This is a genomic window from Pseudoalteromonas sp. CH_XMU1449-3 (assembly GCF_037027245.1).
Lineage (GTDB): Bacteria > Pseudomonadota > Gammaproteobacteria > Enterobacterales > Alteromonadaceae > Pseudoalteromonas > Pseudoalteromonas shioyasakiensis.
Genome location: NZ_JAYMDY010000001.1, coordinates 330583 through 345237, shown reverse-complemented (window position 1 = coordinate 345237; position 14655 = coordinate 330583). Strand labels below are relative to the sequence as shown.

General features: G+C 40.9%; 11 protein-coding genes. 7 read left to right on the top strand and 4 right to left on the bottom strand.

The genetic code is table 11. From position 1 onward, the window contains the following. The first annotated feature begins 86 nt into the window (after positions 1–86). From WA256_RS01485 to WA256_RS01470, 4 genes are all read left to right on the top strand, one after another. The gene (locus tag WA256_RS01485; RefSeq protein WP_064971746.1) at positions 87–233 is read left to right on the top strand and encodes a DUF2986 domain-containing protein; all 147 of its coding nucleotides are present in this window, start codon (positions 87–89) and stop codon (positions 231–233) included. A gap of 485 nt (positions 234–718) precedes the next feature. Continuing rightward, the gene (locus tag WA256_RS01480; RefSeq protein ID WP_130166958.1) at positions 719–1270 is read left to right on the top strand and encodes a hypothetical protein; all 552 of its coding nucleotides are present in this window, start codon (positions 719–721) and stop codon (positions 1268–1270) included. Continuing rightward, the gene (locus WA256_RS01475) at positions 1270–4137 is read left to right on the top strand and encodes a prolyl oligopeptidase family serine peptidase (RefSeq protein WP_335988521.1); all 2868 of its coding nucleotides are present in this window, start codon (positions 1270–1272) and stop codon (positions 4135–4137) included. The genes WA256_RS01480 and WA256_RS01475 overlap by 1 nt, the downstream gene beginning before the upstream one ends. Positions 4138–4222: 85 nt before the next feature. Next, a complete protein-coding gene (locus tag WA256_RS01470) occupies positions 4223–5080 on the top strand; it encodes an AraC family transcriptional regulator (protein WP_105181134.1) in 858 nt (285 codons plus the stop codon). Between the two features lie 413 nt (positions 5081–5493). Here WA256_RS01470 and WA256_RS01465 read toward each other — a convergent pair whose 3' ends face one another. Further along, positions 5494–7626: a TonB-dependent receptor gene (locus WA256_RS01465; RefSeq protein WP_335988518.1), complete on the bottom strand. Its 2133-nt coding sequence runs from the start codon at positions 7624–7626 to the stop codon at positions 5494–5496. 103 nt (positions 7627–7729) lie between these two features. Further along, positions 7730–8581 carry a universal stress protein gene (locus WA256_RS01460; RefSeq protein ID WP_105174682.1) on the bottom strand — a complete coding sequence of 284 codons (852 nt, stop codon included), beginning with the start codon at positions 8579–8581 and terminating at the stop codon, positions 7730–7732. A gap of 267 nt (positions 8582–8848) precedes the next feature. Between WA256_RS01460 and WA256_RS01455 the strand changes: the two genes are divergently transcribed. Next, positions 8849–10039: an MFS transporter gene (locus WA256_RS01455; protein WP_335988513.1), complete on the top strand. Its 1191-nt coding sequence runs from the start codon at positions 8849–8851 to the stop codon at positions 10037–10039. A gap of 81 nt (positions 10040–10120) precedes the next feature. On the opposite strand, the gene WA256_RS01450 is transcribed toward WA256_RS01455, so the two are convergent. Beyond that, on the bottom strand, positions 10121–10312 hold the full coding sequence (locus WA256_RS01450; RefSeq protein WP_062570454.1) for a helix-turn-helix transcriptional regulator: 192 nt from the start codon (positions 10310–10312) through the stop codon (positions 10121–10123). Beyond that, entirely contained in the window at positions 10309–10737 is a 429-nt protein-coding gene (locus WA256_RS01445) for a hypothetical protein (RefSeq protein WP_335988508.1), read from the bottom strand. Before WA256_RS01445 ends, WA256_RS01450 begins: the two co-directional genes overlap by 4 nt. Before the next feature lie 238 nt (positions 10738–10975). Here WA256_RS01445 and WA256_RS01440 point away from each other — a divergent pair, with 238 nt between their 5' ends. Then, positions 10976–14218, top strand: coding sequence for an nSTAND1 domain-containing NTPase (locus WA256_RS01440; protein ID WP_335988506.1), 3243 nt, complete (start codon positions 10976–10978; stop codon positions 14216–14218). Between the two features lie 15 nt (positions 14219–14233). After that, positions 14234–14611 carry a DP-EP family protein gene (locus WA256_RS01435; protein WP_335988503.1) on the top strand — a complete coding sequence of 126 codons (378 nt, stop codon included), beginning with the start codon at positions 14234–14236 and terminating at the stop codon, positions 14609–14611. The last annotated feature ends 44 nt before the right edge of the window (positions 14612–14655 follow it).

Genomic DNA, 14655 nt, shown 5'->3' with positions numbered 1-14655 from the left:
CATCTCTAATTCAAGCAAAATAGATCGCTTAAAAATACCAACAAGGTACAATAGCCACTCACCCTATTAATTCGTTTGTTAGACTCATGAACCGCAGAAAAAAGATCTTCACTAAACTTAAGCAAAAAGATAAGCGCGCCAATGCAAAATTGCATAAAAGCAATAAACCGGCCTACATCTCAAAGGCAGAACGCGAAAAGTTAGCACAGCAAGAAGCTGAGCAGGAAAGTTAAAATACCTAGCGGTCAGGTTGTAGGCGCGATTTTACATCGCGCAATATAAAAAGATAACGCGCGAAATAAATTTCACGCCTACATCAAAAAACGTGGGAGCGGCTTTAGCCGTGAATAAAATAAAGCTGTTCGGCGTTAAAACGCCTCCTACACCGTAGGCGTCAAGCTTGCTTGGCGCGTCTCAAACGCCACCACAAAACAAACACCCTCGCGCGAAATAAATTTCACGCCTACAGCACCTCAATTCACATTTGTATCGGACACGTGATCTGACTCGCTAACTTTACTCTCGTAGCTAGATACTCTGGTTTTCAAACTGAAAGCTGAAGGCTCGTCATTTTCTTTGTGCAATCTGGTTTCGCGCGTAGAAATTTCACGCCTAGCAACTCAACTGTTTTCACACTCATTCACAAATTGTGCTTCACATAGTTCCGATTTTTAAGTATTTTAAAATTAATAAAATAACAACAATAAGATACAAGGGAATGAGACGTTTATTGCTGCTTAGCTGTGCGCTTTTGTTAAGTGCATGCTCATCTAAAGTTACAAACATAAAAGAAGACCGAGACACACTATCTAAAGCCGATGAAGGCTACCTACTGATTGGCATTGAAACTAACCGTAGTTTAAAAGCCATTTATATTGATGGCCCAAAGTCGCTTGTTCTTACGGCTAAGGACATTCGAAGTGGTAGCAATTATATTTTAGCGAATCTACCACTGGGTGATTACACCATCACACGCTTAAACTTAAATCGATATTCCTATCTTGAATTTGATAACGATGAAGAAAGTTGGCAATTCACCCTTTCTGCTAAAAAAATCAACTATGTAGGTCATTTAGATATTTCCACGATAGGTTTTTGGTATACCCGCTCTCACATTGTTTTAGAAAACAGAAGCTCTGAAGCACTGCAATACATGGAACAAAACTTCCCAACGATTTTGTCTGGTCGCTCGCTAAATTATGGCGGCCCAGGGGAGGACTCATTCTTTGATTATTTGGAACAAACATTTTCGCAGCAGGAAGCAAAATAATGAAAAAGCTACTTATCTTATTATTTTTTATCTTTCCCTTGCATGCTGAAATATTATCGAGTGAAGACTTAATGTATTCGCCCGATCAAAGCCAAGTTAAAGTATCGCCCAGTGGCCGTTGGATCAGCTTTTTAGAAGCGCAAGAAGACAAAACCAAAACCCTCAACATCATCGATATGAAAACGATGAAAATGTACTATGCAGTTAAACTCAATGAAAAAGATAATTTTTATAATTATGAATGGCTGAGTAACGACAATATTTTCGTTCGTGTAAATAGCAAGTATGACTCAGACTATAACGCAGTAATTAATGTCACAGAAAGTGAAGAAAAGCCAAAGTTCGAACAGCATAAAGTAACAACCAAGGGATACATAGTTGATAGGTTATTAAACGATGCTGAACACATTTTATTCGCCAAACCAGATAAAAAGAATACGCATCTTTATAAGGTTCCGCTCACTATCTTGTATAAAGATAACATAAGCTCCTTCTCCCCCATTGAGAAGGGCTTAAAAGGTGCTAGCAGCTATTTTTTTGATGAGCATAAACAGCAATTATTTACTGTTAAATTTGATATTGATAAAAAAAGCTTACAGTTTTTCTACAAGGTTATCGGGAGTGATAAGTGGATACCACTTTTTACACTCACAGACGCAGATTATCAGTTTTTACCAATTGGATTTACTGACCAAGATCACCTTGCCGTTATTACCAACAAAAATACCGATAAGAGTCAGGTGAGCCTTTTTAATATTAACACGCAAGAAATCACCGACACACTCTATCAACACCCCAAATATGACATTCAGTCGGCAGAACTTGATGATAATGGCAAACTTATCGCCGCCTCGTATATCAAGCATGGTAAATATACGACTGACTATTTTGTGGATACGTATAAACAGTTGCATAGCAAAGTTGCTGAAGCATTAGGGGATGAGCAATTCTTCTGGGTAAATAGCTCATTAGATGGAAAAAACCATATTCTTTACAACCATTCCTCAACGATTCCTGGTAAATACTTCTTATATAACGCCGAAGCTAACCACATTGAATTATTATTCTCTACCGATAAAAATGAAGACGTTAAGTACGCTAAAACAACGTTTTTTAACTTTAAAGCCTACGATGGAACTAACCTTGAAGGTTACTTAACCAAACCTATTAACAACGATAAGCAGGTATTATTAGTGATGCCACATGGTGGCCCGATTGGTATTCGTGAAAGTGATGAATTTAGCCCTGAGGTGCAATACCTTGCTTCCCGTGGTTTTTCTATCTTACGTGTTAATTTCAGAGGCTCAGCAGGGTTTGGTAAAGAGTTTTTAGAAAGCGGTGTTGGTCAATTTGGTAACCTTATCGAACAAGACATTTCTGCCGCAGTGGCACATATTCGTTCACAATATAGCTTTAAACATACCTGCTCTATTGGCGCAAGCTATGGTGGTTATTCTGCGGTGATGCTGGCAATTAAACACCCTGATATTTATGAATGCGTGATTGCAAGTTTTGGTATTTATGACTTACCTCTACTTTATAACGCAAGTAATATCGCTTTAACTAAAGATTATCAAGAGCTTATTGAGCGTACTGTTGGTGAATATAACCAAGATTTAAAAGATATTTCCCCCGTCTATCAGGCTACATCTTTAAAAGCCCCTGTTCTTATTATTGCTGGCAAACAAGATGAAATATCGGGCTTTGAGCAAAGTAATCGCTTTTACTATGTTTTAAAGCGTTTAGGTCATGATGTTGAAAAAGCGTTTTTCGAACGCTCTGGGCATGGTCATCAGATTTGGTATTACGATCAAGTAGAAGCAGCTTTAGCTAACGACTTTCTTGAAAGAAAACTTAACCTAAACAGTACATTAACTAATTATACTGAATCTGAAAAGAAAGCGGTTCAACGTGATGCCATATTGTTAGCAGATACATTTGACAGTAAAACAATAGAAACTGATCGTACAAAAGAAAGCTTTGAATACTACCAATTAGCTGCCAACTTAGATCATGATCGAGCCATGTTTAATGTCGGTAGTTATTATCATCGTGGCGATAATAGGCCTATTGATATTAAAAAAGCTATTGAGTATTACAGCCGCTCGGCGGAATTAGGCTATGAGAATGCAAAAGAAAGACTAAGTTTTATCTATTCCTACAGTTTACTTGTGGAGCCTGACTTCAAAAAAGCTCAAAAGTACTCTCAAGAACTTTATGATAAAGAGCAAACTGCTAAAAACACATTTAACTTAGCAGTAGTCAATTGCATTGCTGATATTAAATTTAGAAATACAGAAAAGTGTTTAAGCTTAATAGAAGAGTATGCTGAAAAAGTTGGCAATAACTCAAACGGAGAAGTTAGAGAGCAAATAGCCCTGCTAATGCTGGAAGGTCAATACTCGACTCAAGAGCGAGAAAGGCTTCAAAAAGTAATTAAAAAACTATATGGGCTTGATTATCCAAATGCGATTTTAGAGTTAGAACGGGCTGGATTATTTAAACTAGTTTTATCTGAAAAATTTAATGGCCGTTCTAGTGTCGAGCAACTCAATGAAGATACGGAATTTTCATATACACTGAACGAAAAACAGCGCTTTGGAATCGAGTTTTCAATGAACCGCGAGGGTATTGATAATCGTAAGGATCGCTTGGTTATATTTACCAAATGGCACTTCAAACCAAGCTCTCCTGAAGAAAATGAAAATGTTTATTACCAAACTTTATGGGGCAGCCCTCTTGATGAATGGTTTACCTACCGCACTTTAGATGAAACATCGACGCCAGGTACGTGGACTTTAGATGTGATGGGCGCAAACCAACAGTTGCTCTATCAAAACACCTTTAAAGTGACAGCTATCAACTAAACTCAAAATGCGCAATTTCAATCAGGTAACGACTTAGGGGCCATGGCAAACTGGCCCCACTTCTGAAAAGCATTAACGAGTAACCATGAAAACGAAGCAACAACAACGCATTGAGCTAGTATGTGACTACATTAGCCAGCATCTTGATGAACCTTTATCACTGGAGACACTCAGTGAGGTGGCATGTTGTTCGAAATATCATTTTCATCGTTTATTTGTCGCTGGAGTTGGCCTAAGCGTTACCAAATATGCGCAGCTTGCGCGCTTAAAGCGTGCCTCATTTCGACTTGCATTTGAACATCAACTTAAAATTATTGATGTTGCATTAGAAGCACAATTTGATAGCCCAGAAGCATTTAGCCGTGCTTTTAAGCGCACCTTTACGCAGTCGCCAAGCGAATTCAGAAGCAAACCAAACTGGCCTAATTGGCACACACAGTTTGAATTTTCATTACCTGACAAAAAGGTTTGCCCTATGAATGTAAACATTGTTGATTTTAAAGCACAGCCGGTGGCTTTATTAACCCACCATGGCGCTGCTAATACCCTGATGAATACCGCTGCACAATTTATTGAGTGGCGCAAAGAATCAGGCTTTTCACCTGTTAAAACCAGTAACACGTATGGGATCCCGTATAGCGATCCGGCCACCACTGAAGACCATGCGTTTCGTTTTGACTTTGCAGGCAGTATCACCTCACCGATTACTGAAAACCCGCAAGGTGTGCGAAATGGTGAAATTCCAGCAGGACGCTGCGCCGTTGTTCGTCATAATGGCTCTCATGATACTATTAGCGATACAGTTTACTACTTATACCGTGAATGGCTAGTGCAAAGCGGCGAAGAAGTCAGAGACTTCCCTTGCTTCTTTCATTACCTCAACCTTATCCATGAAGTTGATGAATGTGACCTGCAAACGGATATATATTTGCCGATAAAATGATTGCGAGATGCGAGATGCGAGATGCGAGATGCGAGATGCGAGATGCGAGATGCGAGATGCGAGATGCGAGATGCGAGATGCGAGATGCGAGATGCGAGATGCGAGATGCGAGATATTGTAGGCGCGATTTTATATCGCGCAATATAAAAAGATAACGCGCGAAATAAATTTCACGCCTACATCAAAAAACGTGGGAGCGGCTTTAGCCGTGAATAAAATAAAGCACCCTCGCGCGAAATAAATTTCACGCCTACGACAGCTTATTTCACATTTGTATCAAGCACGTGACCTGACTCGCTAACTTTACTCTCGTAACTAGAAACTCTGATTTTTAATCTGAAAGCTGACGGCTGATAGCTGACAGCTCTCTTTCCCCTAGCAACTCGCTAACTTTACTCTAGCAACTCCCTTCCCTAAAACCTATAACTCACACTGGCATTATACGAGCGGCCTTGTCCGGCAAGTTGCTCAAAACCATTGCTCATGTCTTGCTTATAATTAGCAATGCTTACGCCGCCAAGCGGCTGTTGGTAGTATTCATCAAGTAAGTTGGTAATTGCTAACTTAAAGGTTAAATTTTGCCACGTTTTCTGGCTTGAGATAGCCAGTAACTGATAGCTGTCGGTTTGGTTTTCTAAACGGCGCTCATCAACATGGGTTTTACTATCAACCCATTGCCAGCTCAGTGCGTTTTGCCAGCCTTTGTATTCGTGCTCTAGGCTCAGCTCAGTGTGCAGTGGCATAATTTGATATAAGTCTTCATTGCTATCATCACGTTCGCCATGAGTACTGGTTAGTGAGCCTTTTAATTGCCACTTTCCTGCTTGCTTAGTGTTGTAAAGTTCAATTAAGCCTGCCAGTTTTGCACCGTAAAGTGTCGCATCTAGGTTCGTAAAAGTAAGAATATTGCGCTTGGTATGCGCCATGTCAGTGCGATTAAAGCTTTTAGTCACTTCAGCATCAATATAATCATTTACTTGCGTGTACCAAACATTTGCCGTTACTTGCCAGCTATCGTCTTTGGCAAGTTTGGTGTAGCTAGAACTCAATGTGTGGGCTGTTTCGGCTTCTAAATCTGGGTTACCAATATAACCATTACCATCACCAAACCAACCAATCATAGTGGTTGCCATCGTACCTACACCCCAGCTGTAACGCTCATATAAATTAGGTGCGCGGTTTTTACGAGCTAAACCAAATTGCAGCTCATCGTTATTCGATAATTGATAGCGAGCAAGTAAACTGATATCAACTAAGGTGTCGTCACGTTTACGGTCTAATTGGTTAAATTCCATCGCAGCTTGGGCGTCGGTTTTTGACATATCCATCATTGAGCCCATATTAGCCATACCGCTCATGCCACCTTCGTTATAAGCCTGCACTTCGCCAGTATCAGTGGTGACTTGCTCAACACGAACACCTGCCGACACCCACCATGCTTGGTTTACTTGGTTTTGGTACTCAGCAAATGCCGCAAGGCGATCACGTTTGCCATCGTTAATGTTTACGTATTCATTTGGGCCCATCATCATTGACCCTGCAACCGCCGGCCACCAATCATCAATTCGATAACCGTAGTATTCTTGCCCTAGCATTAATGATGACTTTTTTGATAAATCAGTGCGCCAATGAACTTGATAACTGTAATCTTGTGCATCGGTATTCATTGGCATCATGCCGGTTTTCTCATTACTGAAAAAACCCATTTCGTGTTTTACATCATGCGCATTCACTTGTACCTGCAAATCACCATTTTCAAGCTCACGTTGGTACTGAGCAACGAAACCATAACTGGTGTTATCGGTCATATCCATGTATTGATTAGGAAAACCTTGGTAAGGAATCTTTTGATGCGTCAGCTTAACTACAAGCTGTTGTTTCTCATCACGAATAGCGCCCGTTAACGCATGATTTTGCACTCGATATAAGGTATCAAGTACACGCTCACCATGCCCATCATCATAGCTGTTAGCATCTTCAAAGCTGCCTTGGTAAGACAAGCTAAACTGTTTGCTCGCAAGGCTGGCACCTAGCGCGTATGCTTGGCTATCGTTAACGCTCTTGTACTGGGCGGTAACATAGCCTGCGCGCCAGTTCACTGAGTCTGTATCACTAAATTCAGGGGCAATCGTATTTACCCTAATAACACCGGCAATATTATCACCGCCACTGCTTACCGGTGATACACCAGCAACGACACTGTAAGAGGCAATTTGGTTTGCCGACACATAAGAGAGTGGCGGGTTCATTTGGTTAGCACACGCTGCTGTAACATCAGCACCATCAACTAAAACCTTAACTCTATCGCCCATCATGCCGTTCATCACCGGCAAGTTAGACACCCCTCCAGCCGCAGAAAAATCAACACCTAAATCTTTCAGTAACGCGTCTGCAGAGCCAACTAATTGATGGTTATTTTGGGCATGACCTTGTACTTCTATCACTTCAATAGAATCATCAGCAAAGGCCGAAATACTTAATACACAGCTGAGTGCTGCAGCGATTTTAGAAAATAAAAAACCAGGGCGAGAAAATTGCGTGTTCATAACTCTTTTAAAATCAAAGCAAATAATTAATGACGCCGATTATAAAACTCATTAATTAGTCTGAACACGTGACATATTGTCGCACCCTGTCACAGGTAAACACTTAGCGCAGCACCACTAGTGGAATACGGCTATCTTCAAGCATTTTTAAGGTCGTGCTGCCTAAAAAGAACTGCCGCCATTTAGAGTGACCAAATGCGCCCATCACCATTAAGTCAACGGCGTGGTCACTTTTATATCGCCACAGCGCTTGGTAAACATCGCCATCGAGCATGCGCGCTCTCACATTAAAGCCGTTTTCAGCCAGCCTTGCTGAGGCAGTATCGAGTTTGTCTTGGCAGTGACCGTCTTGTTTATCAACCATCACCAAGTGGCAATCTAAGCCGGATAAAATCCCGCCCTTGATAATTTGTGTAATCGCTTTGTCGGTACTTTCGCTGCCATCATAAGCCAGCATAAAGTTTGTGGGCTCATGAAATTGCGGCGGCACAATCGCAACCGGGGTATGCACCTGACGGATCAGCGTTTCAATATGCGAGCCCAGTACTTTAAAATCATCGTAATGGCCTTTACCAGAGCGGCCAATAATCATCACACGGGCATTGTCTTCATGTTCAAGTAGGGCATCAACAAGACTCATTGAAAGCTGCTGTTGTTCAATCTCGGTTAGGCCTGCATGCTCAGCTTTTTTCATTGCTTCATCTAGCAATAATTGACCATGCTGCGACGCTACTTTGTTGCGCTCTTGTTCAAGTTTTGCCAATTGCTCTAACAATGAGGTTTGCGAACCTAAACCAATAATTGCGGTTAAATCATCACTGCCCTGCGGCAAAGGTGGCTCTAAAGCATGCAAAAAATTAATTGGATGGCTGGAGCGCTTAGAAATCCAAATCGCCGCTTCTGTCACCGCATCGGTCATGCATGAACCGTCGATACAAGCAAATATCTTTTTCATTGCGCTCTCCTTTAAACCAATTCAGTTAACCAAGTATAGTTGGCTTTTTCTCTGTATTTATTTTGAACAGCAAAGACTTAAGAAGTTCAGGTTATTTTCTTATAGCAAACAAATATAGAACGTTCCAAAAAGTACTGTATCAACCCCATTAATTTGTATTACAATAGCGCTGGGCACACACCTCTACTCCAGAACAAAGTATTTGTTACTGGCATTTTCGATTATCAAAAACCTATTTTGTTTTTAAATTTATTTTAAAGGAATTACATGACTAACGTAGCCAACTCCCAAGGCAACGCAAGCACGTTTACCATTCTGATAGTATTGGCTTTAGGCACATTCATTTTGGGCCTATCAGAATTTTCTATGATGCCAATGTTGCCCCTGATCAGCGAAACATTTTCGTCTACGCCAGCGAAAAGTGGTTATGCAATCAGTGCTTACGCGATTGGCGTAGTTGTCGGTGCCCCACTATTTATGATCACAACCGCCAACATGCGTAAGCGCAATGCACTGTTGATGTTTGTCAGTATGATGTTTTTATTCAATGGTTTAAGTGCTTTTGCAAACTCGCTTGAGCAACTTATTTTATTTCGATTTTTAAGTGGTTTACCACACGGTGCCTACTTCGCCGCTGCTATTTTATTGGCAGCCGACATTGCCCCTGCCGATAAACGCGCAAGCTTTATGTCAAAAGTATTTATGGGTTTAACCATTGCTACTATTGTTGGTGTGCCCATGGTCACCCTAGTGGGGCAAAACTTTAGCTGGCGTTATTGTTTAGCGGGCACAGCTGTACTTGCGTTAGTTGCCTTGGTATTGATTGTGAAATATGTACCTAACGTAAAAAATACCGCGCCAACATCGATTCTCGATGAGTTAAGTGTATTAAAGAATAAGCTCGTATGGACCATTCTGGGTATCATAATTATTGGTTTTGGTGGTGTATTTTGTGTTTACACTTACATTGCCGACACTATTTTAGAAGTCACCCATACCCCTGCTTACACTATCTCTATTGCTATGATCATGTTCGGTATTGGCTGTACTTTAGGTAACTATGTATTAGGTAAAGCCGCCGACCACTCACCGCTGAAAACCACAGGCGCAGCGCTAATTGGTGCAGTGGTATTTGCAGCCAGTTATGTAAGCGCAAGCCATAACATTTGGCTGTTATACGCGGTGATTTTCTTTATTGGTTTTAGTGTTGGTTTAGGTACCGTGATCCAATCGCTATTAATGGATGTATCACCACAAGGGCATGCCATGATTGGTGCGCTAGTACAGTGTGCGTTTAATACAGCTAATGCGATAGGCCCTTGGCTTGGCGGCATGGCTATTGCCGAAGGCGCACTCCCTAGTCAAACAGGCTATGTTTCTGCGGCACTATTCTTAGGTGGTTTTTTAATGTGGTCGTTAAGTGCGATGCAGATGAAAAGACAAAGCTGTAAGCCTTAAGCTCTCAGCTCTCAGCTCTCAGCTCTCAGTCTGATCGCTGAAGGCTGAAGGCTGAAGGCTGAAGGCTGAAGGCTATCAGACTTACTCATCCTGAAATATCTCTTCGATACTCAGGTTAAATAAACGCGCGGCTTTAAATGCTAATGGCAAACTTGGATCAAATTTACCTTTTTCGATAGCATTCACTGTTTGCCTTGATACATCGAGTAATTCGGCTAATTTTGCTTGGGTGTAGTTGTGCTCAGCACGAAGCACTTTCAAGCGGTTTTTCATTCCTCGCCCTCGTCGTTTAACTGCTTATTCATCATTAAAAGACTCACTAAATAGGTTAAGCCCATAAAGAGTACGAGGTGTGAAATATCTTCTTTAAAGCTTATTAAGCCACTTGATTGCACCACCGAGTAAGCTAAACCAAATACTAAGCTTGCACCCAAGGTAATCGCCATTGCATTAAGGTGCATACGCTGCTGCAGCTCATCCATTCCTTGAAGTTGTCGTTTGTTCGATAAAATCATCATAATGCCAACTACTACATTAAGTAAGATTGCCACAACACTAAAAACAGCCTGCTCTTGCCATAAAAAATGCGGCCCAAATGAGGCAATTGCTAAAGTAATCACCCATGCTGATGTCCATTTCGCGAGGTTTAGCGTGTTCTGCTTATTACGTTGTTTAAAGGTTAATCCTGTCTGATCCATTATTCTCACCTTAAAAGTAAAGTAAACTTGACTAAAGATTAACCAAGCAACACAAAAAGTCAAACAAACTTTACAAAAAGTTTTATATACACGACATCAATATGATTTTTTAATGTCAGAAAAGGCAAGGCGCTTGCTGTTAATCTCATAATATTGTATTAATCAAAGAATTCCGTAATCTAATATAAAATCGGTCCAATCGGACTGCGTTTCTAACAATAACAATGAAGATAACACTATGAATACGGCACTGTTTTTCGTTGGCGAATGGCAAGTTACCCCGGCCACCAACTCAATCCGACGCGGTGAACAAACAAAGCATCTTGAACCAAAGGCGATGGATGTATTACTGCTGCTATGCGAAAAACAAGGTGAGCTACTAACGAGCGAAGAAATTATCAGCCATTGCTGGCCAAATGTAGCGCTCGGTGACAATCCCTTACATAAAGTGATCACCCAATTACGTAAAGCCTTTGACGATAAAGCAAGTGATCCGCATTACATAGAAACCATTCGTAAACGTGGTTATCGAGTTATTGCCGAAATCAACTTTCCACTCAACGAAGAACAAAAAGCCAGCCAAACCTGTTGGCAAGGTGATTCGCCCTTTGTTGGCTTAAGTGCGTTTGCACCAGAGCAAGCCGATGTATTTTTTGGTCGTAACAAACAAATTGCCACTTTGCTACAGCGAGTGTCGGCTCAAATTGAGTTTGGTCGCGCATTTTGCTTAATTTTGGGAGCCAGTGGTTCAGGTAAATCGTCGTTAGTTAACGCAGGTGTATTGCCCGCTTTAATGTCGAGTAATGGCTACGATGGCATAAGAGTACACAGTTACTGCCAACTCGACTTTGCCGATGTCAGCAAAGAGCGCTTACTGCTTGATTTAGCCTCAACCTTGCTCGATTTAGAAATAAACGACGCACCTGTACTTAGCGATATAAGTGCCGATGCGTTGGCTGAATTGTTATTAACAGATCCAGAACAGGTTATTTCCCGCTGTAAAGCAGCACTTGCAGCGCTAAATAAAGAGCGCACTACGCCCTATTTATTTTTATTTATCGACAGGCTCGAAGTGCTATTGTCATCGCCGCTATTTAGCGATGACGAGCGCAACCAGCTGTTAGCTCTTATTGAGCGCTTAGCAACAAGTGGCTGCATGATCATTTTTAGTGCCTGTCGTAATGACTTTTACCCGCAAGTAGTGAGTCAACCAAGTTTAATGGCAGGTAAAGCCAATGGCGCACACTTTGATTTATTAGCGCCAACTCGCTCTGAGCTTAAGCAAATGATCCGTTTGCCAGCACTTGCAGCAGGCTTAAGTTGGCAACATCACCCAGAGCATCACACACCGCTTGATGAACAACTTTGTAACGATACTGCCAATAACCCAGATGCATTGCCAATGCTGCAATACACCTTGCAGCAGCTTTATTTACAGCGCAGCCCAGACAACGAATTATTGTTTTCTGAATACCAAGCGCTTGGCACTATCGAAGGAGCCATCGGCCAAAAAGCCGAACAGGTGTTTTGCCAATTACCCAAAGACCAACAAACTGAACTTGCCGCAGTACTTTCTAAACTGATCACCTTAAACCCAGATGGCGAAACACTCACCAGCCGCGCTGCGCGTTGGAGCGAATTAACCAGCCCTGCTGCGACCAAGCTTGTTCAGGCTATGGTCGATAGCCGCTTGTTTGTGTCGCACCTTAAAAATGAGAAAGCCTGTTTTAGCCTTGCCCACGAAGCCCTGCTACGCCATTGGCAACGCGCCATAGATTGGGTGCAAGAACACCAACAAAGCTTAGCAATTCAAAGTCGTGTGCAACTAGCCACCGAGCGCTGGCTGCTTGAACAAAAACACAGCGACTTTTTATTAGCGCAAGGCAAACCGCTGCAAGAAGCACAAAGCCTAGTTAAAAACCCTATGTTTAGCTTATCGAGCGACGAACAAGCGTTAATTAAAGCTTCTAACAATAAAGCCAAACGTAAAAAACGCGTGTTACAAATAACGGCGGCTGCACTTGTGTGCTTAACCTTTATTGCCACATTTATGAGCGTACGCAGCTATCACGCCGAACAAGTAGCAAAACAAAAACGCCAAGAAGCTGAAAGTTTATTGGGTTTTATGGTCGGTGAATTTGCCGATAAACTCAGAAGCGTTAAGCGCATGGATTTACTGGATGGTATTAGCAACAAAGCCCTTGAGTATTTTACCAATCAAGACGAAGAAGCAGCCTCGTTGTTTGACTTTAGCGATAAACAAGCCGAGTTTAATAACCGTTTTCAATACGCTCAAACCTTAGAGGCCATGGGCGAAGTCGCCTACTCTCGCGGCAAAACCGACGAGGCCTTCACCGCCTTTGATAATGCACGAACGCGCCTAGAATCATTACTAAAAATTCAACCCAACAACCTTGATGTTTTAATGCTTGCAGGGGCTAATGCTTTCTGGCTTGGGCAATTAAACTTTGATAACAGTGACTATACAGGCGCCGAACCTTGGATAAAACGCTACCAAGAGCACAGCAAACAAATGTACACATTAGCACCCAACGATTTTAACTCAATTATGGAGTTATCTTATTCTTATAACTCGTTAGGTTCATTGTACTTAAAGCAATTTGACTACGCTCTCGCAAAACAGAACTTTACTGAATCTTTAAAACTTAAAAACCAAGCCCTTGAGCTAAAACCGAATAACAAAAATCTATTACGCGATAAGACAGATACCATCAGTTGGATTGCAAGTACTGAAGAAAACTTAGGGCATTTCAATGAAGCTCTCAAGATTTTTGAACATGCAGAAAATGAAACAAATAAAATGTTAACTAAGTATCCGGCCGATGCTAGTGTATTAACATCGTTAGCATATAAACATATCCAGCAAAGCTACTTATTAAGTTACTTCCCTGATAAATCAAAATCTTACGAAAAAGCAAAGCAAGCAACAGAAACAATTAACAAAGCGAGATTGCAAGATGTTCAAAATAAAACTATTGAAAGAACATACTATCAGTTTCTAGCTTATCAACTCTCTCTCTCTGATAACCCAAATATAGATAATAGAGTTAGTGAAATAATAGAGTTTTTAGGTACCAACAAGTCATCGAATAGACAAGTTATTGGTACAAAAATTAGCTTGATAGAATATTTCATTAATAGAAATAATATTAAAAGGGCTTTAGATCTTTTAAAAAGCCTGGATGAAAATAACATGTTATCCAGCGCACTGGATATAGACAATGCACGACTTCATACAAGAATCTTGTTAATTAAAGCTCGTTTAGCTAAATCACAACAAGAAAAAAATTCTTTATGTGAAGACGCAGCAACCACTCTAAATAAAATAAGTAAAAAAACTAAAAGTATAAAATTTACTTACCCATTAATTCAGGCATATACCTGCCTAAATAAATCACACGAAATAGAAGCGACCATTGTTCCGGTAAGAGAACTGGGAATAATTAATTTTCAACTATAAAGTAAAGGAAAAAACATGAGTGAAAGTAAAGTATACAATTTCACAGTGAATATTGAATTAGATAGCAACAAAAAAGCTGTATTTACATACTTCCAAGATGGTCAACAAGTATCTGGTGGTGGGGTTGTTACAGAAAGAGATAGTCTTGGTATTTACACCCTAAATGAAGAAACTCAAAAAAGAGGGTTCTTATTTTCTGCCGCTACTTTTAGTAATCATGAGGGTGACTGTGCTAAAGATTTCAGTTACGAGGTTACAAACGCTGGTACGGTAATCAATATTTCAGATACCGATGAAAACAGCGGTACAGCATGTATGATCTTCACGGTTAGCTGCAATGGTGAGGAATATCAAAGCGAAGATCCACAGTTTGAAAATAAAGAAGAAGTATAAAATCTAGAAATAACACCAACACAAGGCTCCACCAAGGAGTCTTT

Excerpts from the sequence above, each read along its gene's own strand:
- WA256_RS01480 (WP_130166958.1), top strand. The coding sequence starts at position 719 with ATGAGACGTTTATTGCTGCTTAGCTGTGCGCTTTTGTTAAGTGCATGC.
- WA256_RS01455 (WP_335988513.1), top strand. The coding sequence starts at position 8,849 with ATGACTAACGTAGCCAACTCCCAAGGCAACGCAAGCACGTTTACCATT.
- WA256_RS01465 (WP_335988518.1), bottom strand. The coding sequence starts at position 7,626 with ATGAACACGCAATTTTCTCGCCCTGGTTTTTTATTTTCTAAAATCGCT.
- WA256_RS01460 (WP_105174682.1), bottom strand. The coding sequence starts at position 8,581 with ATGAAAAAGATATTTGCTTGTATCGACGGTTCATGCATGACCGATGCG.
- WA256_RS01435 (WP_335988503.1), top strand. The coding sequence starts at position 14,234 with ATGAGTGAAAGTAAAGTATACAATTTCACAGTGAATATTGAATTAGAT.
- WA256_RS01470 (WP_105181134.1), top strand. The coding sequence starts at position 4,223 with ATGAAAACGAAGCAACAACAACGCATTGAGCTAGTATGTGACTACATT.
- WA256_RS01440 (WP_335988506.1), top strand. The coding sequence starts at position 10,976 with ATGAATACGGCACTGTTTTTCGTTGGCGAATGGCAAGTTACCCCGGCC.
- WA256_RS01445 (WP_335988508.1), bottom strand. The coding sequence starts at position 10,737 with ATGGATCAGACAGGATTAACCTTTAAACAACGTAATAAGCAGAACACG.
- WA256_RS01475 (WP_335988521.1), top strand. The coding sequence starts at position 1,270 with ATGAAAAAGCTACTTATCTTATTATTTTTTATCTTTCCCTTGCATGCT.
- WA256_RS01450 (WP_062570454.1), bottom strand. The coding sequence starts at position 10,312 with ATGAAAAACCGCTTGAAAGTGCTTCGTGCTGAGCACAACTACACCCAA.
- WA256_RS01485 (WP_064971746.1), top strand. The coding sequence starts at position 87 with ATGAACCGCAGAAAAAAGATCTTCACTAAACTTAAGCAAAAAGATAAG.